Raw genomic sequence first — 22228 nt, forward strand, 5'->3', positions numbered from 1 at the left:
CACCCCGTCCTCGAGGCGGACACCCCGGCCCGGGCATCCGCTCGGCCCGGGGTGCGCCCGGCACCCACCCGTCACGGAACAGAGAACTCGTCATGACCAAGAAGATCGTCGTCACCGGAATCGGTGCCAGCACCCCCCTGGGTGGGACCGCCCGGGCCTCCTGGGACGCCCTGCTCGCCGGCGAGTCCGGGGTCCGGACCATCGAGGCCGACTGGGTCGCCCAGCACGATCTCCCCGTCACGTTCGCTGCACAGGCCAAGGTGCGCCCGGAGGAGGTGCTCTCCCGCCCCGAGGCGAAGCGCCTCGATCCGTCCAGCCAGTTCGCGCTGATCTCGGCGCGCGAGGCGTGGGCCGACTCCGGTCTCGCCGACGCCGACGTCGACCCGCTGCGCGTCGGAGTGGACTACTCGACCGGGATCGGCGGTCTCTGGACCCTGCTCGACGCCTGGGACACCCTCCGCGAGCGCGGACCCCGCCGGGTCCTCCCCATGACGATCCCGATGCTCATGCCCAACGCCGCAGCAGCCGCGATCAGCATGTCCATCCCCTCCCGCGCCTACGCGCGCACCGACGTGTCGGCCTGCGCCTCGAGCACGGAGGCGATCGCCAACGCCTACGAGCACCTCCAGCGCGGCCTCGCCGACGTGGTCATCGCGGGCGGCACCGAATCGGTCGTGCACCCGCTGCCCATCGCCGCCTTCGCCGCGATGCAGGCCCTGTCGCGCCGCAACGACGATCCGGCGACCGCCTCCCGCCCCTACGACGTCTCCCGCGACGGCTTCGTCCTCGGCGAAGGCGCCGGGACCCTCATCCTCGAGACCGAGGAGCACGCCCTCGCCCGCGGCGCCCGCATCTACGCCGAGCTCGCCGGCGGAGCCGTGACCAGCGACTCGTACCACATCACCGCGCCCGACCCCGAGGGGTCCGCGGCCGCCCGCGCCATGATCGAGGCCCTCGAGCAGGCCGGAGCCGAGCGCACCGACGTCACCCACGTCAACGCTCACGCCACCAGCACCCCCGTCGGCGACATCGCCGAGTACCGGGCCCTCGCCCGCGTCTTCGGCGACCACCTCCCGAACATCGCCGTCTCGGCCACCAAGGCCGCCACCGGCCACCTCCTCGGCGGGACCGGAGCCCTCGAGGCGATCTTCACGGTCCTCGCGCTCCACGAGCGCACCGCCCCGCCCACGATCAACCTCACCGAGCAGGACCCGCAGATCCCGCTCGACGTGGTCACGAGCCCGCGGCCGCTCGGCGACGGACCGCATGTCGCCCTTTCGAACTCGTTCGGGTTCGGCGGGCACAATGCTGTCGCCGCGTTCCGGTCGGTGTAGCGGGGCGTAATGGTGCCTCTGCCACGTTCCTGACGGAACGCGGGCTGCGCCGCACAGTGCGCGGCGCAGGCGCGTCCGCTCCCGGAGTGGTCGCGATCCGCAGGGCCGGTGCGGTGCGACGACGCCGATTCGCTGGAACGCGAATCGCCGGATACGCCTCGTGCCGCGAGGGTGGTCTGCAGGCTCGCGTGGTGGTAGCGCGAGCTTCGCCGCGCGCTTCCGCAGGGAGGTGCCGGCAGAAGTGCTGGTGTCAGTGACCGTTGTACAGGGGCTCAGGTCTCGGCGCGGGTGTCGGTTCGGTGAGCCGCACGCTGGCCAGGTCGCGGGCTGCGCCGCGTTGCCCGCTCACGGGGTGCGGGCCTCTCAGCGGAGGATCCGCCAACTCTGCTGATCGAGTAGCCCGCGCAGCGGGCGTATCGAGATCCACCAGCATCGGAGGGCGGGGCTTCCAGGCTCTTCCTCTGAAGGAGGTCGGTCTCGATACGCCCCTGCGGGGCTACTCGACCAGCGGGCTTGCAGTAGTCCGCTGGCGACGATCCGATCCTGCACCCCGGTCGGCAAAGGCGCATCCGGCGATTCGCGTCCCAGCGAATCGACGTCGCCGAACGCAGGACGCTCTCGAGAACGCCACCACCTCGACAAGCCGACCGCGCGACGCCGCGCAGGGAGCGGCGTCGACGATGCACAGCCTCGGCTGATCAGCGCAGCTGGTCAGCCGACGCTGTGCATCCAGATCACCGGCGCGAAGTCGCTCGCGTAGCGGAAGGGCTCGAGTTCGTCCTCCCAGGCCTGGCCGAGGGCGAGGCGGAGCTCGCGGTGGAGCTCGATCGGGTCGGCGCCGGCGGTCTCCATGGCGGAGCGGATGCGGTCCTCAGGGATGACGGTGTTGCCGGCGCTGTCGGTCTGCGCGTAGAAGATGCCGAGGGCGGGCGTGTGCATCCAGCGTCCGCCGTCGATGCCGGGGGACGGCTCCTCGGTGACCTCGTAGCGGACGTCCTCCCAGCCGCGGAGGGCGGAGGCGATCGTCGCTCCGGTGCCGGGCGGGCCCTCCCAGACGAACTCGGCTCGCTGGGTGCCGCGCAGCACGGGCTGCTCGATCCACGTGAAGTTCACGGGTCGACCGAGAGCGCGACCCGCTCCCCACTCGAGGTGGGGGCAGAGCGCGCGGGGGGCGGAGTGCACGAAGAGCACACCCCGGGTCTGTTGCGCCACCATGCTGTCCTCCGTCCGTCCCGGTGCGTCTTCCCCAACGACCCGGACCACGTGATGACTAGCGGTGCATTCTTCGATTAGACGGTGGACGAGCCACCACGTCGAATTATGCAACACCCTCTCCGCGCCGACAAGGCGGCTCGCCGCGCCTGGAGACCGGGTCACCGGATCCCCTGCCTATACTCGGGATCGTCCGCCCCTCCCTCTCTCCGACAGGAGCTCCGTGTCGGTCCGCGACGGTCTGCTGGCTCTCCTCACCCTCGGGCCGGCCTACGGTCTCCAGCTGCACGCCGAGCTGCTCGATCGGGCGGCGCATCGGCGCCGGGTGAACGTCGGGCAGATCTACTCGACGCTCGAGCGCCTCCGCGAGCGGGGGCTCGTCACGGGCGCCGGCTCCACCGAGGACGGCCTGCCTCTGCACGCGTTGACCGAGAGCGGCCGGGCGGAGGCGATCGCCTGGCTGACCGGCGTGGGCGCCTCCCCCGCCGAGGACTGGGACGACGTGCTCGACCGGATCCTGCTCGCCTCGAGCCTGCCCGGCGCCGATCTCGACTCCGTGCTGGAGGCCTACTCGAGCGCCCCGCTCGACGGCTCCGATCCGCTCGACGAGCATCCGCAGCGCCGCCTCGCCGCTCGCGCCTCCCTCGTGCGCGACGAGGCCCTGCGCCACCTCCTCGATGCCGCTCGCGACGAGCTGTCGAAGGGCGAGGCGTCGTCGGGCGTGCGCGGCTTCGCCGTCGAGCGCCCGCGTCGCGGCCGGCGGGCGGGGAGCCGGGACGAGACAGGGACGGGCGCCGTCGCCTAGGGTGGATCGCATGTCCCGCTCCCCCCTCGGCGTCCGCGCTCCCTCGCGCGCGCGTCGGCGCCTCGTGGCGGCGGGTGCGGGCACCGTCCTCGTCCTCTGCGCAGCGCTGGCCTCCCCGCTGACCGCGTCCGCCGCCTACGACCCGTCCGACTATCCGTCGTGGTCGGATGTCGAGGCCGCGAAGTCGAGCGAGTCCGCCACCTCGGCCGAGGTCGACCGGATCACCGCCTTCCTCGCCGATCTCCGCGATCAGGCCGCCGCGCTCACCGACGCGGCGATCACCAAGGCCTCCGAGGCCGACGCCGCGAAGAGCGCCCTCGACGAGGCGACGCAGAAGGTGACCGCGCTCGAGGAGCGCGCCGACGCCGCGCGTGCCGACGCCGATGCCGCCAAGGAGCAGGCCGGGCGCCTGGCCGCCCAGCTCTACCGCAACGGCGGGACCGACGCGACCCTCAACCTCCTCATCGGGGGGCAGGAGTCCGACGCCCTGCTCTACCGCCTCGGCACGATGAGCCAGCTCACCCTGCAGACCAGCAGGCTGCAGACCGAGGCCGAGTCGACCGAGAACCAGGCCGGTGCCCTCGCCGCTCAGGCCGAGCAGGCTCGCACCGAGCGCGCGACGCTCGCCTCCGCCGCCGAGGACGCTCTCGCCTCGGCGCAGGCCGCTCAGGCCGCCGCCGATGCGAAGGTCGCCGAGCAGGAGCAGTACAGCGCCCAGCTCTACGAGCAGCTCGCGTCTCTGAAGAACACCACGGCCGCCCTTGAGGAGGAGTACGCCACCGGTCAGGATGCGAAGGCCGCGTTCGAGGAGCAGGAGCGTCAGGCCAGGCTCGCCGCAGAGGCGGAGGCGCGCCGCCAGGCCGCTGCCAACGCCCCCGCGGCCTCCGCACCCGTCTCCGCACCGGCGGCGCCCGCGTCCTCGTCCGGAGGCGGCCCCCTGCAGCTCGGCAACGACGACCCGACCGGGGCGACCAACAGCTCGGCCCAGACCATCGCCGCCCTCAGCACGTACGCGGGCCGCACCGACGGCATGTCGCCGTCGCAAGCGCAGGCGTACGCCCGCTCGGTCCTCGGCAACCACGGTTGGGGACAGGACCAGATGGACTCCTGCCTCATCCCGCTCTGGAACGGCGAGTCGGGCTGGCGCTGGAACGCGCTGAACCGCTCCTCCGGCGCCTACGGGATCCCGCAGTCCCTCCCCGCCAGCAAGATGGCGTCCTACGGCTCCGACTACCAGACCAACGCGGCGACCCAGATCGACTGGGGTCTCGCCTACATCAAGAGCGTCTACGGCTCGCCGTGCACCGCGTGGTCGAAGTGGAACTCCCGCTCGCCGCACTGGTACTGATCGCTCGTCGGGCGGGCGTCACTTCGCCTGGTCGTAGGAGTCGACGACCGCGACGGTGACCGGGAAGTCGACCTCCGAGTCGCCGAAGAGGGCGCGGCCCGCGCGCGCCGCCGACTCCCGGACGATCGTCGCGACCCGGTCGGCCTCCTCCTCGGGCGCGTGGACGATGACCTCGTCGTGCAGGAAGTACACGAGGTGCGCGTCGCCCTCGCGGATCCGCGCGCGCAGCTCCCCCATCCAGCAGAGCGCCCACTCGGCCGCCGTCCCCTGCACCACGAAGTTGCGGGTGAAGCGCCCCCACTCGCGGGCGCGCTGGCCGCTCCGGGCGTCGGTCGCATCGGAGTCGAGAGCCGCCCCCGGAGGCGAGCTGCGGCCGAGCCACGTCGACACCGGCTCACCGCGCTCGCCGGCCCGCGCCGCGGCCTCGACGTGGGCGACCGAGCGCGGGTAGGCCCGCGCGAGCCGCGGGAGCAGCCGTCCCGCCTCTCCGCTCGTCGCCCCGTACATCGCGCCGAGCATGGCGACCTTGGCCCGCGGGCGGTCGGGGACCACTCCCGCGTCGACGATGCCCTGGTAGAGGTCGCGGCCCCGGCCGGCGGCCGCCATCGCGGAGTCGCCCGACACCGCCGCGAGGATCCGAGGCTCGAGCTGCGCGGCGTCGGCGACGACGAGCTTCCAGCCGGGATCGGCGACCACGGCGGCCCGGATCTGGCGGGGCAGCTGCAGCGCGCCTCCGCCCGATGTCGCCCACCGGCCGGTGACCACGCCGCCCACCACGTACTCGGGCCGGAAGCGCCCGCCGCGGACCCACGCGTCGAGCCAGGCCCAGCCGTTGGCGGTCAGCAGCCGCGAGAGCTTCTTGTACTCCAGCAGCGGCTCGATCACCGGATGCTCCAGCGACTGCAGCTCCCACGAGCGGGTGGACTCGACGGCGAGCCCACCGCGTCGGAGCGCTCGGATCAGGTCGGCCGGAGAGTCGGGGTTCAGCTCGGGAGCAGCGAGTGCGGAGCGGACGCGGTTCACCAGCGCCTCGAGGCGCTCGGGCCGTCCGCCGAAGTGCGGTCTCGGGCCGAGCGCCTCGGTGAGCACCCGGTCGTGGACGTCCGCCCGCCACGGCAGGCCGGCGGCGGCGATCTCTCGGGCGATGAGGGCGCCGACCGACTCGGCCGCGAGCAGGAGGCGGAGCCGCCCCGATCCGGCGGCACCCGCGAGAGCCGCCTCCTGGCGGGCGAGCTCCTCGAGCGGATCCCGCTCCCCCTCCTCGCCCGACGCCTCCTCGAAGCCGAGGAGCGTGTCTCCCGACGCGGGCACGGCGGCGCCCGCATCCCAGGCGTCACCGGGCGCCCGCGCGAGCGTCGAGCCGGCCGTCGCCACCGAGCGGCGGAGGATCGCCCTGGCCAGACGCAGATCGTGGCAGCGCGCGACCCGCACGCCCGCGTCGAGGAGGGCGGGATACCAGCGCGCGGTGTCGTCCCACACCCAGCGGGGCCGCTCCCGCTCGCGAACCCGCACCAGCTCTGCGAGCTCGCGCGCGCCACGACCCGCCGCCACCGTCTCGCCGGTGTCGACGGAGAGGACCTGCCACTCCCCGGTGGGGCCGCCGGCGAGTGCGAGGAGCATCCGCTCATTCTCCCCCGCCGAGAGCACCCGCGTCCGCGTCATCGGGGAGAGGCCTCTGTCGACGGCGGATAGCCCGGGAACGGCTTCTCCTGCGCGGTGGGCGGCTGCCGCTTCCACAGCGCCTCGGCGATCGCCTCCATCGACGGCGAGTAGCCGACGAGCTCGCGCCGGCTCGGGTCGGCCGACCAGGTGACGGCCCGGAACCACGCCTCGCGGTACGGCCCCGTCTCGATCCGCCGGACGAGGCCGATCCTGCCGGTGCGCATCGCGTCGACCATCACCCACTCGTCGGGGCCGCTGCTGCGCAGCATCTGGAGGGGACTCCACTCGATCATCACGCCTCCTGCCCGGTCGATCCGCGGCCGTGGCGAGCACGGGCGCCGCGGCGTACACTCGCAGACTATCGAACACATGTTCGAACGACCAACCGGTACGGCGGGTCGCGCGGAGGGAACGGAGGCCGTCGATGGCGGTGATCGAGGAGACGGCGGTGGTCTCGACCGATGGCGACGGCGTGCCCGTCTCGCTGGAGTGGCGGGGAGGTCGCTACCGGGTCTCGGACCGGCCGACGGTGTGGACGTGCACGAGCGAGTGGTGGGCACCGCTCGAGGGATTCCCGCCGACGTTCGGGGGGACGCCGGTCAGCATCGGCGGCTGGCGCTTCCAGGCCACCGACCTCGAGACCGGCGGAGCGTTCGTGCTCGACGTGGTCGCGTCGACGGATCCGTGCTGGAGCGTCGTGCGGATCTACCAGTGAGGGCGTGCCCGCTGACGAGAGCCGCCGCCTACTTGTCGGACCAGGGCGCCTTCGTCATGGCGATCAGGGCGGCGGTGCCGGAGACGAGGCCGACACCGGCGATAGCGGCCACGACGAGCCAGAGCACGAGTTCCATACGACGAGTCTACCGAGCGCGTCGAGCCCTCATTCCATACCCCGGCTCTGCAATAGCGTGGGGGGAATGACCGACGCCCCCACTCGCGCGAGCGTCGGACTGCGCTCCGAACGCGGTCCGATCCTCCTGGCGCTGATGATCTCGACGGCGCTGGTCGCCCTCGACGCCACGATCCTCGCGACCGCCGTCCCCTCGATCGTCGAGGACCTGGGCGGCTTCGAGCAGTTCCCCTGGCTCTTCTCGGTCTATCTGCTCGCTCAGGCCGTCTCCGTCCCCCTCTACGGCAAGCTCGCCGACGTGGTGGGCCGGAAGCCCATCATGCTGATCGGGATCGGCCTGTTCCTGCTGGGGTCCCTGCTCTGCGGTCTCGCCTGGAGCATGCCGGCGCTGATCGTGTTCCGCGCCCTCCAGGGCCTCGGCGCCGGAGCGATCCAGCCGATGGGCATCACGATCGCCGGAGACATCTACACCGTCGCGGAGCGGGCGAAGACCCAGGGCTACCTCGCGAGCGTCTGGGGCATCTCCTCCGTCGTCGGGCCGACCCTCGGCGGCGTGCTCTCGGACCTCGGCGCCTGGCGCGGGATCTTCCTCGTGAACATCCCGCTCTGCCTGCTCGCGGCGTTCCTCCTGGTGCGCAACTTCCGCGAGACCACCCGGGGTGAGCGTCAGCCGATCGACCTGGCGGGCGCCTCCGTGCTCGCGGTCGGCACCGCCCTGCTGATCCTCGGGCTGCTCGAGGGCGGCAGCGCCTGGCCGTGGCTCTCCCCCGCCGGCATCGGCGTCTTCGTGCTCGCCGGCGTCGCCTTCGTGGTCTTCGTCGCGATCGAGCGCCGAGCGGCGGCACCGGTGCTGCCGCTCTGGGTGCTCACCCGCCGCATCCTGATCTCGACGAGTCTCGTGTCGGTCTGCGTCGGCGCGATCACCCTCGGCATCACCTCGTACTTCCCCACCTTCGCGCAGGGCGTCCTCGGCAGCTCGGCCCTCGGCGCGGGCTTCGCCGTCGCGGCGATGACGCTCGGCTGGCCCGTCGCCGCGAGCCTCTCGGGCCGGCTCTACCTCCGGATCGGCTTCCGCACCACGGGCTTCATCGGCGCGACGCTGGTCGTGATCGGGACGGCGCTGACCATCCTGCTCGGGACGTCCTCGTCGCTGTGGGAGATCGCCGGCTTCTGCGTCGTCATCGGCGCGGGGATGGGCCTCGTCGCGACTCCGACCCTCATCCGCGCTCAGTCGAGCGTGGAGTGGAACGAGCGCGGCGTCGTCTCGTCGACCAACTTCTTCGCCCGCAACATCGGCAGTGCGGTCGCGGTGGCGGTCTTCGGCGCGATCGTCAACTCGGCCACGGGAGACGGCACTCCCGCCGCCGCCGACCTCGCCGCGGGCACCCGCTCGGTCTGCATCGCCCTCACGGTCCTCGCCCTCGGCATGCTCGCCGCGGTCTGGGCGATGCCCCGGGAGGAGCGGACGAGCGCCTAGCCGCGCCTCGCGGCGGCGACGGCCCGGAGGCGGTCGATCCGGTTGCGGCGGACGAGGTGCGTCCAGCGCTGCACCGGGGCGCCGAGCCCGCGATGGCGCCGCAGCGTGTGCAGGGCCCGGTCGAGCCGGCGGAGCATGTCGGCCGGCGCTCCGAACGGCCGCGCCGAGATGCCGACCACGAGGTGGCGGTCGAGCACGATGCGGTGCCGCAGCCCGAGGTGCACGCTGATCTCGACGTCGTCGTGCACGTAGGGATCGTCGCGGTGCATCTCGTCCGCGATCTCCTCCCACGCCGAGCGCCGGACGGCGCAGTTCGAGCCGAACAGCGGCCAGTTCGCCAGGGCCGAGCCCATCAGGACGAAGTAGGCGTCCATGTAGACCACGCGCGCCACGACTCCGGCCACCGGTCCGAGCTCGAGGAAGCGGCCGGGTCCGGTGACCGCGCCGACGGCCGGATCCGCGAAGTGGCCGGCGAGGCGCGCGACCCAGTCGGGCCCCGGCTGCGAGTCGGCGTCCAGACGCGCGAGCACCGCCCCGCGGGCGACGTCGAAGCCGTACGCCGTGCTCGCCGGGATCCCCGCGCCCTCGTGCACGACCACGCGCGCACCGGCCGCGCGGGCGACCTCGGCGCTGTCGTCGGTGCTGCCGTCGTCGACGACGACGATCTCGTAGGGGGCGAGCGTCTGCTCGGCGAGAAGGGAGAGCAGCTGCTCGAGATGCCGGGCGTCGTCCTTGACGGGGACGACGACCGAGATGCGCCGGTGATCCATCCGCTCAGTCAACGCGATCAGGACGCCTGAGGAGGTGTCCGCCACGCGGTTCCGCGGGTCCCGTCCGCAGACGCCCTCCTCCGCGGTCTGCTGATCGCGGGGACCATCACGATCGCCCGCCCGTCCTGTCCGCCCTGCGGGTATTCTCGGAGGGGTGCTCCGGCGGGCGGGGCACGCGATCGGGATGCAGGTGACGCGCGTGTGGTTCCGCCGTCGACGCCGCTTCAAGATGGAGCCGTTCGACCCCGATGAGAACCCGGTCCGCGATCCGGTCTCGGTCGAGGAGGCCACGGAGGAGGGCCTGATGCTCGCGCAGTACGCGAGCAGGATGGCCGTCAAGAACCGGGTGCTGATGGACGGCCTCACCGCCGATGTCCCCTTCGACGTCGGCCACTACTCCGTCATCGCCGCGGCCGAGCTCGAGAAGCTCGCCGACGAGTCGGAGGCGGCGGCGCAGCGCCTGCACGCGATCTCGGCCGACGCCACCTACGTCGACGGCCGCTCCGACCACGTGCACGACTACCGCTCGGCGGACATCGACAACCTCGACCACCGCGAGAAGCTCTCGCTCGCCGTCGCCGACGCGCTGCGCGAGCGGGCCCGCGACGAGCAGCACCTCGCGGCTCTGGTCGACGACGCCCGTCTCGACGCCTGGCGCGAGCTCGCGCAGTCGATCGAGGAGACGCTCGACCGGGTGCCGAGGATCGACGCCGACGACGAGGACTACCGCCGCGACCGCTCCGTGCGGATGGCGCTCGTCATCGTCGACGACCTCGCGCGGCTCGCCGAGGAGCGCGGAGTCGCACTGGAGGGCTGAGGCTCACGCCCAGCCGGCGCGGAACGACTCCGTCGCCTCGGCCGAGCGCTCGCGGACGGACTCGAGCAGCTCCTCCATCGACGTGCTGCGGAGGAAGGCCAGCCGGTCGATCTCGGTGACCGGGGCGACCCCCGCGAGCTGCCAGGCGTGCGCGGCCGGATCCTCGGCCAGCTCGACCACCGCGCCGTAGCGCTGCTCGACGAACTCGCTGGCCACGGCGAGAGCCATCCGGACGGCGGCCTCCGCCTCCTGCAGCTTCTCGTCGAGACTCGAGCTCCACTCGAGGGGGTCGAGGAAGCGCACCTCGGCCTTGGGGTACGGATCGTCCTCGTACCAGCGGACGACCTCGAAGCGGTCCTCGCCCACCGAGTCCAGGGTGACGAACGCCTCCTCGCCGTCGATGTTCAGGATGCGCGCGACGGTGCCGACCGCGAAGCGCTGGTCGCCGCCGCCGACCTCCTGACCGCGCTCGATCAGGACGACGCCGAAGGAGGGACTGTCGTCCTCGAGGACGTCGCCGAGCATCCGCAGGTACCGCGGCTCGAACAGCCGGAGCGGGAGCGGCATGTGCGGCAGGAGCACGGAGCCGAGCGGGAACATCGGGAGATCAGGCACGAGATCAGGCAATCACGTCCGGCTCTGAGCAGCCAGTACGGGCATCGGTGCGCCGGACGTGCTAGCGGATCAGGCGCCCGTGGGCGACTGCCCGCCCAGCACGACGGCGATGAGCTCCTCGGCGTCGGCGAGGTACCCGGCGAGCTCCTGCTCGTCGCGTGCCGCGGCGAGCTCGGCGACGGTCGGCGAGACGTACACGCCGTCGACCGGGTCCTTCACGAGGATGCCGCCGCGAGCGAGGGCGACGGCGGTCGCGTCGTCGAGGGCCCAGGCGTTGACTCCCGAGGTCTGGACGGTGTCGTCCTCCGCGCGCCGCCGTCCGCCTCGACGGCCGACCGAGGGCGAGACGGAGCGGACCGACAGGGGCGCGACCGTGAGGTCGCCGCGGTTGACGGCGCGGGTCACCGCATCCGACAGCGAGGTCCTCGCCAGTGCGTGCAGAGTCGTCGCGAGCTCCGTGCGATCCATCGATGATCCTCCGTCGTCCGTCCCGGCGGAGCGGTGCAGACCGTGCGGCTGCCGCCCACCGCGAAGCCGTACTGCAGTGCGGGCGAACGCGACGTCGCATCCGCGTCAAGAGTAGGGAGAAGCGGGCGATCGCCGCGCCCCCCGTAGAGGACTCAGCGCGCCTGCGCGGATCACCAGGAACGGGCTCGCCGGCTCGCACCTGCTGTTAACCCTGCCGGTGCATGCTCTCCCGGTGACCACCGAAGTGAACCTCGACGAGATCGTGTCCGAAGTGTCCGCGCGCCTGAAGGGCCGCTTCCCCGATCGCCCCGCGGCCGAGGTGGAGTCGGTCGTCCGCACCGAGCTCGACGCTCTCGCCGACCGCCCGGTGCAGGACTACCTCTCGGTGCTGACCGAGCGCGCGGCCAAGTCGCGCCTCAAGAAGTCGCGCCCGGACGCCTGAGGGCCGGGCGACCCACGCGACTCTCCAGGAGTTGTCGTACTCGGCAGCCGACGACGACAACTCCTGCGTTCTCGATCCGCCGGTGCGCGCGTGTGGCGCGGGGTGGGACGGGCCGGCGCGCTGCGGGCACCGACGGCGCTGCCACCGCAGCACTCGTCTTCGGCGTCCTCGGCGTCTTCCTCGCGCCGATCCCGCTGTTCATCGGGCTCGTGCTCGGCGGCCTCATGGTCCTGGCGATCTTCGTCGGAGCCGGCACGATCCGGTGACGCTCGGCCGCTTCGGCGAGACACCGGATTCTCACCGAGGTACCACTGCGACCACGGCGTCTCGCCGCGGAGCACGGCGTCTCGACTCCCGGGAGTAGGGCGTACGGGACTTGAACCCGTGACCGACGGATTATGAGTCCGCTGCTCTGACCAGCTGAGCTAACGCCCCGCGGCGACCCGCAGGGCGGGATCCGTCAGGATCGGCCGGCCGGAGCGGACGCTGCGTCGGCGGCCGGATCGGTCACCGGCTCCCCACGATACAGGCTCTCGAATGTGCTGATCGTGCGGTTGATGTCGTGCGCGGCGACGATCCGGAGGGAGGCCCGCTTCATCGATTCGAGCGCCTCGGGGCCGGCGGTGAGGACGTCGGTGAGGCGGTCGGCGAGGGCCTGGGCGTCGCCCGGGGCGAAGAGGTAGCCGTTCTCGCCGTCGTGCACGAGGTGCGGGAGGGCCATCGCGTCGGCGGCGACCACGGGCAGGGCCGAGGCCATCGCCTCCATGGTCGCGATGCTCTGCAGCTCGGCGATGGAGGGCATCGCGAAGACGGTGGCGCGGGTGTAGGCCCTCTTGAGCTCGGCGTCGTCGACGTAGCCGGTGAAGTGGACGCGATCGGCGATGCCGAGGGTCGACGCGAGCTGCTGCAGGTTGCGCATCTGGTCGCCTCCGCCCACGATCTCGAGCTTGGCGTCGAGTGACGGATCGAGCAGCGAGACGGCCCGCAGCAGGACGTCGATGTGCTTCTCGCCCGTGACCCGGCCGACGAACAGGATGCTGTTGCCGGTGCGCTCGGTGAAGTCGGGCGTGTAGTTGTCGGCGTCGATGCCGCAGGAGATGGCGAGCACTCCGCGGAGGCCGGTGTACTTCTCGAGGAACTGGGCGGCCTTGCGCGTCGGCGTGGTGATCGCCTCCGCGCGGCCGAACGTGCGCCGGGCGGCGCGCCACGCCATCTGCACGGCCTTGGCCTGGACGGCCTTGGGGAGCAGGGTGAACTCGAGCATGTTCTCGGGCATGAAGTGGTTGGTGCCGACGACGCGGATGCCGCGCTTGGCGGCCTCCATGCCGAGACCGCGGCCGACGATGATGTGCGACTGGAAGTGCACGACGTCGGGCTTCACCTCGTCGAGGATCCGCGCGCTGTTCTGCCGGATGCGGAACGGCATGGCGAACCGCAGCCAGTCGTGCGGGTACCAGCGGAGGCTGAAGAGGCGGTGCACGATCATCCGCTGGCCCTCGTGCGTCTCGACCCGGGTGCCGCTCCAGCCGTCGGCCGACGGCGCGACGACGTGGACCTCGTGGCCGCGCTGCACCAGACCGGCGGCGAGGCGCTCGGCGAACTTGGCGGCTCCGTTGACGTTCGGCGCGAACGTGTCGCAGCCGATCACCACGGTCAGCCGCTTCGCATCGGCGGACGCGGGCGCCTCGGGCTGGGCTGCGTCGCGGGGGTCTGACACGGGAGGGTTCCTTACGGGGTCGTGTCGCTCCAGCGGCAGAGGAGGAGGAGCGATCGGCTTCGGGTCGGTGTCGTGGCTTCTCGGCGCGGGGCCCAGTGTAGCGAGGGGGCTCAGCGGATCGCGGATTGCGGCCGCGGGAGGCACCCCGCGTCGCCCTGCGGGTCAGTGGGCTTGCGGGTGGTGCTTGGCGAGGAGGAAGACGCCCCAGATCGCGACGACACCGGCGAGGATGAAGAGCGGGATGGCCCAGGGAGCCGCGTACTGCGCCTCCCCCAGCACGACGATGCCGATCGCGACCGCGACCAGCGGATCGATCACCGTGAGGCCGGCGACAACGAGGTCGGGCGGACCGGACGAGTACGCGTTCTGCACGAAGTAGCCGCCGAGCGCCGTCGCCGCGAGCAGCGCGACGATGCAGACCACGGTCAGCGGATCGAACTCGCCGAACTTGATGCGGTTGAGCACCACCTTCGCGAGCGTCGCGACGAAGCCGTAGACGACTCCGGCGCCGAGGATGTAGAAGATCGCCTTCGCGCCCTTGCGGAACACCCGGAACGCGATGATGAAGACCGTCAGCACCACCGCGAGGATCACCAGGATCGTGATCAGCTGCGACGTCTGGATCGACTTGTCGACCGCGTTGAAAGCGGCCACGAGCACGAAGGTGCCGACGCCTCCGACGCACAGCATGATCGCGCGGATCGACGCCTTGTTGAGCCGGACCCTGCTGACCCGGGCGTTCACCACCGCCGTGATGACGAGCGCGACGGCTCCGAGCGGCTGCACCACGATGAGCGGCGAGAAGCCGAGGCTCGTGAGCTGGAAGACGATCGCGAGCGCGAGCATCAGGGTGCCGACCACCCAGGAGGGGCGCGAGAGCAGGGCGAAGAGCTGACCGCCGCTGAGGCCCGCCGAGCCGGAGCGCTTCGAGAACCGCTCGACCTTGACGACTCCGCGGTGCTGGAACTGCGCGCCGAGAGAGAGGAACACCGCGCCGACGAGGGCGATCGGGATGCCGATGAACTGCGCCGGGTCGAGCGTGAACTGCTCGGTCAAGTCGGCGATGGCGGAAGGCATGGTTTCGACCCTACCCAGATTCGATCCGGGGGTCCTCCGACGCACGGGTGACGGGGGAAGACCACCGGATGACGGTCAGGACGGCCCGGGAGGAGCCCCGCGATACCCTGGTCGGCATGGCCGTCCTCCCCATCCGCATCGCCGGCGACCCCGTCCTGCACGCCCCCGCCGCCCCCGTCACCGAGTTCGACGACTCGCTCCGGACCCTGGTCGCGGACATGTTCGAGACGATGGACACCGCACCCGGAGTCGGCCTCGCCGGCCCCCAGGTCGGGGTGCCGCTGCGGCTCTTCGTCTACGACTACGCGGCCGACGACGGCACCCCCCGCCGCGGAGTCGCGATCAACCCCGTGCTCTACATCACGCCCACTCCGCTCGGCGAGGCCGACGAGGACACCGAGGCGGAGGGGTGCCTGTCGTTCCCGGGCGAGCGGTTCCCGCTGCGGCGCTCGGAGCGGGCGATCCTGCGCGCGGTCGACCTCGACGGGAAGGCCTTCGAGATCGAAGCCGAGGGCTGGTTCGCCCGGGTGTTCCAGCACGAGTTCGACCACCTCGACGGGGTGCTCTACACCGACCGCCTCGAGCACGAGTACCAGAAGCCGGTGGCGAAGATCACGCGCAAGCGCGGCTGGGGCGTGCCCGGTCAGTCGTGGCTGCCGGGGGTCGAGCACCTGGAGGACTGAGGTCCGAGGGGCGCTGCCCGCTGAGCGAGGGGCTCGCGGGGCGGGCGGCGTCCGCGCCGGGTCAGGCGAGGTCGACGCCGTGGACTCCGTTGTGGTGGCGCAGCGCCGGGAAGGAGGCGGTGACCGAGCGGCCGACGCCCGGGGTCCGCTTCTCGCTGATGTCGCCTCCGAACAGGGCCGCGCGCTCGCGCAGCTCGGCGAGGGCCGGGCTGTCGATGCGCTCGGTGAGGGCGCGCAGATCGGCGTCGACGGCGCTCTCGTCACGCTCGGCGGCTCCGTGGCGCTCGCGGTCGTCGTCGACATCGACGCGCAGGCCGGTCGCGGTCCAGTTCGAGGTGATCCGCACCTCGGTCCCGGTTCCGCCCGAGGAGAGGGCCGCGTCGAACGCGTACTCGAGCACGCGCAGCACGGCCACCTCGGCGCCGTCCTGCAGCGGGAAGGGCTCGCCGTGACTCTGCTCGGCGACGACCAGCCCGCGCTCGCGGGCGTCGGCGAGGAGCGGCTCGCTGCTGCCGGTGAGCGGCAGCTCGCCCGGATCGACGGCGGCGACGGTCGCGATGCGGCGCAGCTGGGCGAGGGACGTCTCCGCCGCGCGCACCGCCCTGACGGCCGAGCGCGTCGCGGCGGCCGGGTCGCGCTCGATGGTGAGGCGGACGCTCTCGGCTTCCTCGACGACGTGCGAGGCGCTGCGGACGGCGAGCTGCTCGAGCTCGCCGACGATGCGGAGCCTGGCCTCCTGCTCGCCGACGACCATCTCGAGGCGCGCGGTACGGGCGGCCGCCTCCTCCTGCGACGCTCGGGCCTCACGCTCGGCGGCGACCGAGCGGCGCCAGAGCACCACGGCCGCGACGGCGACGATCAGGGCGAGGACGAGGACGACGATCTCGAGCACGACGGCCTCCGGTTCGGGTCGAGGGGAACGGCGCGGGGGGACACCGGAGAGCGATGGTACTCGGGAGCGGAGGGCGCTGCCCGCCGCGCGGGTGGGGCTTGCGGTCAGGTCGCGTCGACGCGGGTGGAGCGGGTGACCGTGAACTTCCGGTCGCGGGCGACGACCTTCGTCGGCCCGACCGAGCGGCGCAGCTCGGAGGGGTGCGCGAGGTGCGAGTTGAAGACCGTCCAGAGCTGGCCGCCCGGGCGGAGGATGCGGCCGGCCGCCCGGATCATGCGGTGCGCGACGAGGTCGGTGACGGCGCCGTCGGAGTGGAACGGCGGGTTGCAGAGGACGACGTCGACCGAGCCGTCGGCGAGCGTCGAGGCGTTGTCGTCGCGGAGGACGCGGATCCGATCGCCGAGGCCGTTCGCGCTCGCGGTGGCGAGGGCCGACTCCGTCGCGGCTCGCGAGGTGTCGGTGGCGATCACGGCGAGGTCGGGGCGCGAGCGGGCCAGCACGGCGGCCAGGACCCCGGTGCCGCAGCCGAGATCGACGGCGGTCCCCGCGGGCAGGGCGGAGAGGTCGAGCGCGGCGAGCAGGGCCCGGGTGCCGAGGTCGAGGCGCGCGCCGGAGAAGACCCCCGCGAGGGCGACCACGTCGAGGTCGGACTCGGGGAGCCTCCGCCGCTCGGCCTGCGGCGCCGGCGGCTGGTCGGCCCGCGCGGTGCTCGCGATCAGGGCGCGCGACTTCTGCCGCGCCAGGCTCACGTCGACGCGCTCGTAGCGGGCGGCGAGCACGTCGTTCATCCCGTGCGACATGTGCTTGATGCGGCCGGCGCCGATCAGCGCGGCCTCGGGTGCTGCGACGGCGGTCTCCGCCGCGATCGACGCCAGCGCGTCGAGGGAGCGCGGGAGCCGGAGAAGGACGGCCTCGGCGCCCCGGGCCGCGGCGGACGCCGACTCGACGATCTCGAACGGCGCGAGCTCGATGCCCGCGGCGCGCACCGCCTCGGCGTTGGCCGCGAGGGCGAGCTCGGCGGTGATCGTGTCCTGGTTGACGCGGACCGGCACTCCGTCGGCCGCGAGGGCGAGGGTCAGAGCGCCGAACGCGTCGCCGACGACGCCGATCGGGCCGGTGAGCCCGCGCTCGACGACGAGATCGAGCAGGAGGCGATCGCTCGCGTCGACCGCGACGAGGGACACGCCCTCGACGTCGGGACGGCGGCGGAGGAGGTCGAGCACGTCGTCGCGCATCGCGCCTCCGTTCGGGTTCGGGCCGCTCGGATCCGGGCCGCTCGCGCGCTTCCGGGCAAAGAAAAAGGGCCCGAGAGTGGAGTCCCAGGCCCTTCGCTCCCCGACTTGGACTCGAACCAAGAACCTACCGGTTAACAGCCGATTGCTCTGCCAATTGAGCTATCGAGGATCATCCGCTCACCCGGAGGTGAACAGCGCGTAGCTACTTTACCAAACTCTGCGCGCAGACCAAATCGGCGGCGGCCCGTGCCCCGTCGTCCGGTTCAGTAGCCCGCGACCGCATCGACGACGCCGAGGAGCGGCTCGCCCGAGGCGAAGGCGGCGACGTTCGCGCGCACCCGCTCGGCGAGCAGCGGCGCCGTGATCTCGGGGGTGTCGGCGGTGTGCGGCGTGATCAGGCAGCGCGGCTCGCTCCAGAGCGGGTGCCCGTCGGGCAGCGGCTCCGGGTCGGTGACGTCGAGGGCGGCACCCGCGAGGCGTCCCCCGGCGAGGGCCGCGACGAGCGCGTCGGTGTCGATCAGGGTGCCCCGGGCGACGTTGACGAGGACGCAGTGGTCGGGCATCCGCTCGAGGATCTCCGCATCGACGAGTCCCGCCGTCGATCCCGTGGCCGCCGCGGCGAGCACGACCACGTCGGCGTCGGCGACGGCGTCGGCCAGGCGGTCGGCGGTGACGGTCCTGTCGGCGCCCGCCATCGGCTCCGCCGTGCGCCGGACCACCGTGACGTGCGCGTCGAAGACGCTCAGCAGCCGCAGCAGCTCCGTGGCGATCCCGCCGGCGCCCACGACGACGACCCGCGAGCGGTGCAGGGTCGCCGCGCGCTTCGCGCCCCAGGAGTGCGCGCGGGCGCGCTCGGGCAGAGCGCGCAGCAGTGCGAGGGTCAGTGCGAGAGCGTGCTCGGCCACCGGCTCGGCGTAGGCGCCCTTGGCGCTGGTCCACAGCAGGTCCGAGCCCTCGAGGATCGCGGAGAACGCGTCCACCCCGGCCCAGGGCAGCTGCACCCAGCGGATGCCGGGGTGCGCCGCGAGGACCGCCGACAGCTCGTCGATGCGGCCGTACGAGAGCCAGAGCAGCGCCTCGGGGTCGTCGTCCACGCCGACGACCCGGCCGCCGCCCGCCTCGACGGCGTCTGTGAAGACCGGCTTGGTGCGGGGCAGGACCGCGACGCGCGGACCGCTCACGCCTGCTCCTCCGCCTGAACGACGCGCAGCGCCCGGCTCGCGTCGAAGCGCTCGTACTCGGCGAACGCGGAGCCGAGCTCGCGCACGTACGGGTGCTGCGCGCCGGTGAGCACCTCGAGGAGCGGACCGTAGGCGACGACCTCGCCGCCGACCAGGACGGCGACGCGGTCGGTCGCCCGGCTCAGCACGTCGATGTCGTGGCTGACGACCACCGCCGCGAAGCCCTCGCGCCGGCGCAGATCGGCCAGGAGGTCGACGATCGACTCGCGGACGGTCGCGTCGATGCCCGAGGTCGGCTCGTCGGCGATGAGCACCTTCGGGCCGAGCACGAGTGCGCGGGCGATCGCGACGCGCTGACGCTGACCGCTCGAGAGCTCGTAGGGGAAGCGGTCGAGCAGGAACAGCGGGAGGTGCACCGAGTCGAGCAGCGTCGCGACCCGCACGGCGGCCTCGCGCGGGTCGTAGTGCCGGTCGCGGAGGAAGATCGGCTCGGCGATCAGCTCCGACACGGTCAGCTCGGGCCGGAGGACCGCGCCGGCGTCCTGGGCGAGGTACGCGACGTCGAAGGTGAAGCGCTTGATCGCGCGAGCGGGCAGGTGGCGGAGGCGGTGCCCGGCGACGGTCGCGTCGCCTCCGACGATCACGGGCCGCACGCGCGCACTGTCGCCGCCGAGCCCCTCGCCGCCGAGGACCCGCGCCAGCGTCGACTTGCCCGATCCGCTGCCGCCGAGCACGCCGAGCACCTCGCCGGGCTCCACGCGCAGGCTCACCCCGCGCAGCGCCGTCCAGCGCCGGCTGATCCCGCGCGGCGGGTACTCGACGCTCAGGTCGTCGACGACGATGGGCGCCTCGGCGGCTGCGCTCATGCCGTCCGCTCCGCCCGGGTGATGCGGCGGAGGAGCTCGCGGCGCTCGGCCTGCTCGGCCGGATCGGGCACGGGCAGGGAGGCGAGCAGGCGCTGGGTGTACGGGTGCTTCGGTGCCGAGAGGACCTCCTCCCCCGTGCCCTCCTCGACCAGCTCGCCGCGGTAGAGCACCGCGATCCGGTCGGCCAGCAGGTCGACGACCGCGAGGTCGTGGCTGATGAAGAGCGACGCGAAGCCGAACTCCTTCTGCAGCTCCGCGAACAGCTCGAGCACCCTCGCCTGCACCGAGACGTCGAGCGCGGAGGTGGGCTCGTCGGCGATCAGCAGCTTCGGCTCCAGCGCCAGGGCGCGCGCGAGGCTGGCGCGCTGACGCTGCCCGCCCGAGAGCTCGTGCGGGTAGCGGTCGCCGTAGGAGCGCGGCAGCTGCACCGCCTCGAGCAGCTCGTCGACGCGGCCGCGGGCCGATCCGGTGTCGCGGGAGCGCCCGTGCACGATCAGCGGCTCGGCGACGCCCTCCGCGATCGTCAGCAGCGGGTTGAAGCTCGAGCCCGGGTCCTGGAACACGAAGCCGATGTCGCCGCGGACCGGGCGGAAGCTGCGCTCGCGGATCCCGCGCATCTCCTTGCCGAGCACGCGGAGCGAGCCTCCGGTGACCGTGGTGAGACCGGCGATCGCACGCCCGATGGTCGTCTTGCCCGAACCGCTCTCGCCGACGAGACCGAGCACCTCGCCCGCGCGGATGCGGAAGGAGACGCCGTCGACCGCGACGAAGCCGGGGCGGCCGAGACGGCCGGGGTACTGGATCCGCAGACCGTCCGCCTCGACGAGGACCTCGGCCTCGGGTGCCTGCGCCCGTTCGATCGCTCGCACCTTGGCGCGCTCGACTCCCTGGCCGACGTGCGGGACGGCCGCGAGGAGCTTCCTCGTGTACTCGGCCTTCGGAGCCGAGAACAGCTCGGCGACCGGTGCCTGCTCGACCAGCTCGCCCTGGTACATCACGGCGACACGGTCGGCGAGGTCGGCCACCACGCCCATGTTGTGCGTGATCAGGACGATCGAGGTGCCGAAGTCGTCGCGGCAGCGGCGGAGCAGGTCGAGGATCTCGGCCTGCACCGTCACGTCGAGCGCGGTCGTCGGCTCGTCGGCCACGATCAGCCCGGGGTCGAGGACCAGCGCCATCGCGATCACGACGCGCTGCTTCTGCCCGCCCGAGAACTGGTGCGGGTAGTAGTCGACCCGCTTCTCGGGATCGGGGATGCCGACGGTCCGGAGGACGTCGATCGCGCGGGCCCGCGCCTCCTTCTTCGACACCGTGCCGTGGGCGCGGAGCCCCTCGGCGATCTGCCATCCGACGGTGAAGACGGGGTTCAGCGCGGTCGACGGCTCCTGGAACACCATCGCCACATCGGTGCCGCGGATCTCGCGCAGGCGCGACTTCGGCACCGAGACGACGTCGGTCGCCGAGCTCCCGTCCTTCTTCGAGAGCAGCACGACGCCCGAGGCGGTGGCCGTCTCGGGCAGGAGCCCGAGGATGGTCTTCGCGGTCACGGTCTTGCCGCTACCCGACTCCCCCACGATCGCGAGCACCTCGCCGCGCTCGACCCGGAGGCTGACTCCGGCGACCGCGCGCACGGCGCCCCGGTCGCTGGCGAAGGCGACCTCGAGATCGGTGATGTCGACGATCGGCCGGTCGCCCGCGGCGTCGTGCGGTCGGGTCTCGCTCATCGGGTCTGCTCCGTTCCGGCGCTGGGATCGTGCCCCGGCGTCTCGAGGCCGTCGGCGACGAGCACGCCGCCCGGGACGACCGAGGTCGCGGCGATGTCGCCGGCACTCGCGGCCACCGCGCGCCGGCCGCGCAGGCGCGGGTCGGCGAGGTCGTTCAGGCTCTCGCCGACGAGGGTGATGCCGACCACGACGAGGACGATCGCGAGGCCGGGGAACACCGAGGTCCACCAGATCCCGCTCGTGACGTCGGACAGCGCCTTGTTGAGGTCGTAGCCCCACTCGGCCGCCGACGTCGGCTCGATGCCGAAGCCGAGGAAGCCCAGGCCCGCCAGGGTGAGGATCGCCTCGGACGAGTTGAGGGTGAAGATCAGCGGGAGGGTGCGGGTGGCGTTCCGCAGGACGTGACGGAACATGATCCGCGGCGTCGAGGCTCCGATGACCTTCGCCGACTCGACGAACGCGTCGCCCTTGATGCGCACCGTCTCGGCCCGGATCACGCGGAAGTACTGCGGGATGTAGACCACGGTGATCGAGATCGCCGCGGCGAAGATGCCCGCCCACAGGTTCGACTGGCCTCCCGAGATCACGATCGACATGACGATCGCGAGCAGCAGCGTCGGGAACGCGTAGATCGCGTCGCAGATCACGACGAGGACGCGGTCGAGCCAGCCGCCGAGGTAGCCGGAGACGAGGCCGAGGAACACGCCCGCGAAGATCGAGAGCACGACGGCCACGACGATGACGAGGAACGCGGTCTGCGCTCCCCAGAGCACCCGCGAGAGCACGTCGTAGCCGCCGACGGTGGTGCCGAGGAGGTGCTCGGCGCTCGGCGGCTGCTGGGCGCCGAACGCTCCGTCGTCGGAGCGCAGCTGCGAGTAGCCGTAGGGCGCGAGCAGCGGAGCGAAGAGCGCGACCAGCAGGAACGCTCCGGTGATCACGAGGCCGGCGACGAGCATCCCGCGCTGGAGGCCGACGCTCTGCCGGAGCTGGTGGACGACCGGGAGCCGGTCGACGAGGCGACGGCGCGGGCGTGCCGGTGCGGTGGTGGCCATG

The 22228-nt window shown here is 72.7% G+C and carries 23 protein-coding genes and 2 tRNA genes; 9 read left to right on the plus strand and 16 right to left on the minus strand.

Annotation, left to right across the window (positions count from 1 at the left end; genetic code table 11):
* The first annotated feature begins 92 nt into the window (after nt 1-92).
* The gene (fabF, locus tag GSU68_RS10370) at nt 93-1334 is read left to right on the plus strand and encodes a beta-ketoacyl-ACP synthase II (RefSeq protein ID WP_159908028.1); all 1242 of its coding nucleotides are present in this window, start codon (nt 93-95) and stop codon (nt 1332-1334) included.
* Nucleotides 1335-2045: 711 nt separating this feature from the next.
* Here the strand turns inward: fabF and GSU68_RS10375 are convergent.
* The gene (locus tag GSU68_RS10375) at nt 2046-2549 is read right to left on the minus strand and encodes a DUF3145 domain-containing protein (protein ID WP_159908030.1); all 504 of its coding nucleotides are present in this window, start codon (nt 2547-2549) and stop codon (nt 2046-2048) included.
* Between the two features lie 220 nt (nt 2550-2769).
* Between GSU68_RS10375 and GSU68_RS10380 the strand changes: the two genes are divergently transcribed.
* Together GSU68_RS10380 and GSU68_RS10385 are read left to right on the plus strand one after the other, a co-directional pair.
* A complete protein-coding gene (locus GSU68_RS10380) occupies nt 2770-3351 on the plus strand; it encodes a helix-turn-helix transcriptional regulator (protein ID WP_159908032.1) in 582 nt (193 codons plus the stop codon).
* A 10-nt stretch (nt 3352-3361) separates the two neighbouring features.
* Entirely contained in the window at nt 3362-4699 is a 1338-nt protein-coding gene (locus GSU68_RS10385; protein WP_159908034.1) for a hypothetical protein, read from the plus strand.
* 18 nt (nt 4700-4717) lie between these two features.
* On the opposite strand, the gene GSU68_RS10390 is transcribed toward GSU68_RS10385, so the two are convergent.
* Both GSU68_RS10390 and GSU68_RS10395 read right to left on the minus strand, forming a co-directional pair.
* Nucleotides 4718-6319 carry a bifunctional 3'-5' exonuclease/DNA polymerase gene (locus tag GSU68_RS10390; RefSeq protein ID WP_159908036.1) on the minus strand — a complete coding sequence of 534 codons (1602 nt, stop codon included), beginning with the start codon at nt 6317-6319 and terminating at the stop codon, nt 4718-4720.
* Between the two features lie 38 nt (nt 6320-6357).
* Entirely contained in the window at nt 6358-6654 is a 297-nt protein-coding gene (locus GSU68_RS10395) for a hypothetical protein (RefSeq protein WP_159908038.1), read from the minus strand.
* Between the two features lie 155 nt (nt 6655-6809).
* Here GSU68_RS10395 and GSU68_RS10400 point away from each other — a divergent pair, with 155 nt between their 5' ends.
* Together GSU68_RS10400 and GSU68_RS10405 are read left to right on the plus strand one after the other, a co-directional pair.
* Nucleotides 6810-7076, plus strand: a complete 267-nt coding sequence (locus GSU68_RS10400; protein WP_244259237.1) for a hypothetical protein — start codon at nt 6810-6812, stop codon at nt 7074-7076.
* A 202-nt stretch (nt 7077-7278) separates the two neighbouring features.
* Nucleotides 7279-8688, plus strand: a complete 1410-nt coding sequence (locus tag GSU68_RS10405) for an MDR family MFS transporter (protein ID WP_159908042.1) — start codon at nt 7279-7281, stop codon at nt 8686-8688.
* On the opposite strand, the gene GSU68_RS10410 is transcribed toward GSU68_RS10405, so the two are convergent.
* On the minus strand, nt 8685-9458 hold the full coding sequence (locus GSU68_RS10410) for a glycosyltransferase family 2 protein (RefSeq protein ID WP_159908044.1): 774 nt from the start codon (nt 9456-9458) through the stop codon (nt 8685-8687). The two genes, GSU68_RS10405 and GSU68_RS10410, sit on opposite strands and share 4 nt — an antisense overlap.
* A gap of 154 nt (nt 9459-9612) precedes the next feature.
* Between GSU68_RS10410 and GSU68_RS10415 the strand changes: the two genes are divergently transcribed.
* Complete coding sequence (locus GSU68_RS10415; protein ID WP_159908046.1) at nt 9613-10275, plus strand: hypothetical protein; 663 nt, start codon at nt 9613-9615, stop codon at nt 10273-10275.
* Between the two features lie 3 nt (nt 10276-10278).
* On the opposite strand, the gene GSU68_RS10420 is transcribed toward GSU68_RS10415, so the two are convergent.
* Complete coding sequence (locus GSU68_RS10420) at nt 10279-10890, minus strand: LON peptidase substrate-binding domain-containing protein (RefSeq protein WP_159908048.1); 612 nt, start codon at nt 10888-10890, stop codon at nt 10279-10281.
* A 69-nt stretch (nt 10891-10959) separates the two neighbouring features.
* Nucleotides 10960-11358 carry a hypothetical protein gene (locus GSU68_RS10425; RefSeq protein ID WP_159908050.1) on the minus strand — a complete coding sequence of 133 codons (399 nt, stop codon included), beginning with the start codon at nt 11356-11358 and terminating at the stop codon, nt 10960-10962.
* Between the two features lie 232 nt (nt 11359-11590).
* Between GSU68_RS10425 and GSU68_RS10430 the strand changes: the two genes are divergently transcribed.
* Both GSU68_RS10430 and GSU68_RS10435 read left to right on the plus strand, forming a co-directional pair.
* Nucleotides 11591-11800 (plus strand): hypothetical protein, encoded by a 210-nt coding sequence (locus GSU68_RS10430; RefSeq protein ID WP_159908052.1) that lies wholly within the window; start codon nt 11591-11593, stop codon nt 11798-11800.
* 92 nt (nt 11801-11892) lie between these two features.
* Nucleotides 11893-12066, plus strand: a complete 174-nt coding sequence (locus tag GSU68_RS10435; RefSeq protein WP_159908054.1) for a hypothetical protein — start codon at nt 11893-11895, stop codon at nt 12064-12066.
* 95 nt (nt 12067-12161) lie between these two features.
* On the opposite strand, the gene GSU68_RS10440 is transcribed toward GSU68_RS10435, so the two are convergent.
* From GSU68_RS10440 to GSU68_RS10450, 3 genes are all read right to left on the minus strand, one after another.
* Nucleotides 12162-12235: transfer RNA gene (locus tag GSU68_RS10440), tRNA-Ile, on the minus strand.
* Nucleotides 12236-12260: 25 nt separating this feature from the next.
* Nucleotides 12261-13517: a glycosyltransferase gene (locus tag GSU68_RS10445; RefSeq protein ID WP_244259238.1), complete on the minus strand. Its 1257-nt coding sequence runs from the start codon at nt 13515-13517 to the stop codon at nt 12261-12263.
* Between the two features lie 162 nt (nt 13518-13679).
* Nucleotides 13680-14594 carry a DMT family transporter gene (locus tag GSU68_RS10450; protein ID WP_159908056.1) on the minus strand — a complete coding sequence of 305 codons (915 nt, stop codon included), beginning with the start codon at nt 14592-14594 and terminating at the stop codon, nt 13680-13682.
* A 116-nt stretch (nt 14595-14710) separates the two neighbouring features.
* Here GSU68_RS10450 and def point away from each other — a divergent pair, with 116 nt between their 5' ends.
* Nucleotides 14711-15277 (plus strand): peptide deformylase, encoded by a 567-nt coding sequence (def, locus tag GSU68_RS10455; RefSeq protein WP_159908058.1) that lies wholly within the window; start codon nt 14711-14713, stop codon nt 15275-15277.
* A 61-nt stretch (nt 15278-15338) separates the two neighbouring features.
* On the opposite strand, the gene GSU68_RS10460 is transcribed toward def, so the two are convergent.
* From GSU68_RS10460 to GSU68_RS10490, 7 genes are all read right to left on the minus strand, one after another.
* Nucleotides 15339-16169: a hypothetical protein gene (locus GSU68_RS10460; RefSeq protein WP_159908060.1), complete on the minus strand. Its 831-nt coding sequence runs from the start codon at nt 16167-16169 to the stop codon at nt 15339-15341.
* Between the two features lie 104 nt (nt 16170-16273).
* Nucleotides 16274-17404: a class I SAM-dependent methyltransferase gene (locus tag GSU68_RS10465; protein ID WP_159908062.1), complete on the minus strand. Its 1131-nt coding sequence runs from the start codon at nt 17402-17404 to the stop codon at nt 16274-16276.
* A 96-nt stretch (nt 17405-17500) separates the two neighbouring features.
* Nucleotides 17501-17573, minus strand: a tRNA-Asn gene (locus GSU68_RS10470).
* 94 nt (nt 17574-17667) lie between these two features.
* On the minus strand, nt 17668-18585 hold the full coding sequence (locus GSU68_RS10475; protein WP_159908064.1) for an NAD(P)-dependent oxidoreductase: 918 nt from the start codon (nt 18583-18585) through the stop codon (nt 17668-17670).
* A complete protein-coding gene (locus tag GSU68_RS10480) occupies nt 18582-19451 on the minus strand; it encodes an ATP-binding cassette domain-containing protein (RefSeq protein WP_159908065.1) in 870 nt (289 codons plus the stop codon). Before GSU68_RS10480 ends, GSU68_RS10475 begins: the two co-directional genes overlap by 4 nt.
* Nucleotides 19448-21175: an ABC transporter ATP-binding protein gene (locus GSU68_RS10485; RefSeq protein WP_159908067.1), complete on the minus strand. Its 1728-nt coding sequence runs from the start codon at nt 21173-21175 to the stop codon at nt 19448-19450. The genes GSU68_RS10480 and GSU68_RS10485 overlap by 4 nt, the downstream gene beginning before the upstream one ends.
* Nucleotides 21172-22227, minus strand: a complete 1056-nt coding sequence (locus GSU68_RS10490) for an ABC transporter permease (RefSeq protein WP_159908069.1) — start codon at nt 22225-22227, stop codon at nt 21172-21174. The genes GSU68_RS10485 and GSU68_RS10490 overlap by 4 nt, the downstream gene beginning before the upstream one ends.
* Nucleotide 22228 lies beyond the last annotated feature (1 nt).

Origin of the sequence: Rathayibacter sp. VKM Ac-2759, from assembly GCF_009834225.1 — a bacterium.
Lineage (GTDB): Bacteria > Actinomycetota > Actinomycetes > Actinomycetales > Microbacteriaceae > Rathayibacter.

Bases quoted from the DNA above. Each gene is read 5' to 3' on its own strand.
- GSU68_RS10385 (WP_159908034.1), top strand. From the start codon at position 3,362: ATGTCCCGCTCCCCCCTCGGCGTCCGCGCTCCCTCGCGCGCGCGTCGG.
- GSU68_RS10480 (WP_159908065.1), bottom strand. From the start codon at position 19,451: ATGAGCGCAGCCGCCGAGGCGCCCATCGTCGTCGACGACCTGAGCGTC.
- fabF (WP_159908028.1), top strand. From the start codon at position 93: ATGACCAAGAAGATCGTCGTCACCGGAATCGGTGCCAGCACCCCCCTG.
- GSU68_RS10465 (WP_159908062.1), bottom strand. From the start codon at position 17,404: ATGCGCGACGACGTGCTCGACCTCCTCCGCCGCCGTCCCGACGTCGAG.
- GSU68_RS10395 (WP_159908038.1), bottom strand. From the start codon at position 6,654: ATGATCGAGTGGAGTCCCCTCCAGATGCTGCGCAGCAGCGGCCCCGAC.
- GSU68_RS10410 (WP_159908044.1), bottom strand. From the start codon at position 9,458: ATGGATCACCGGCGCATCTCGGTCGTCGTCCCCGTCAAGGACGACGCC.
- def (WP_159908058.1), top strand. From the start codon at position 14,711: ATGGCCGTCCTCCCCATCCGCATCGCCGGCGACCCCGTCCTGCACGCC.
- GSU68_RS10450 (WP_159908056.1), bottom strand. From the start codon at position 14,594: ATGCCTTCCGCCATCGCCGACTTGACCGAGCAGTTCACGCTCGACCCG.
- GSU68_RS10390 (WP_159908036.1), bottom strand. From the start codon at position 6,319: ATGCTCCTCGCACTCGCCGGCGGCCCCACCGGGGAGTGGCAGGTCCTC.
- GSU68_RS10425 (WP_159908050.1), bottom strand. From the start codon at position 11,358: ATGGATCGCACGGAGCTCGCGACGACTCTGCACGCACTGGCGAGGACC.
- GSU68_RS10490 (WP_159908069.1), bottom strand. From the start codon at position 22,227: ATGGCCACCACCGCACCGGCACGCCCGCGCCGTCGCCTCGTCGACCGG.
- GSU68_RS10405 (WP_159908042.1), top strand. From the start codon at position 7,279: ATGACCGACGCCCCCACTCGCGCGAGCGTCGGACTGCGCTCCGAACGC.
- GSU68_RS10375 (WP_159908030.1), bottom strand. From the start codon at position 2,549: ATGGTGGCGCAACAGACCCGGGGTGTGCTCTTCGTGCACTCCGCCCCC.
- GSU68_RS10485 (WP_159908067.1), bottom strand. From the start codon at position 21,175: ATGAGCGAGACCCGACCGCACGACGCCGCGGGCGACCGGCCGATCGTC.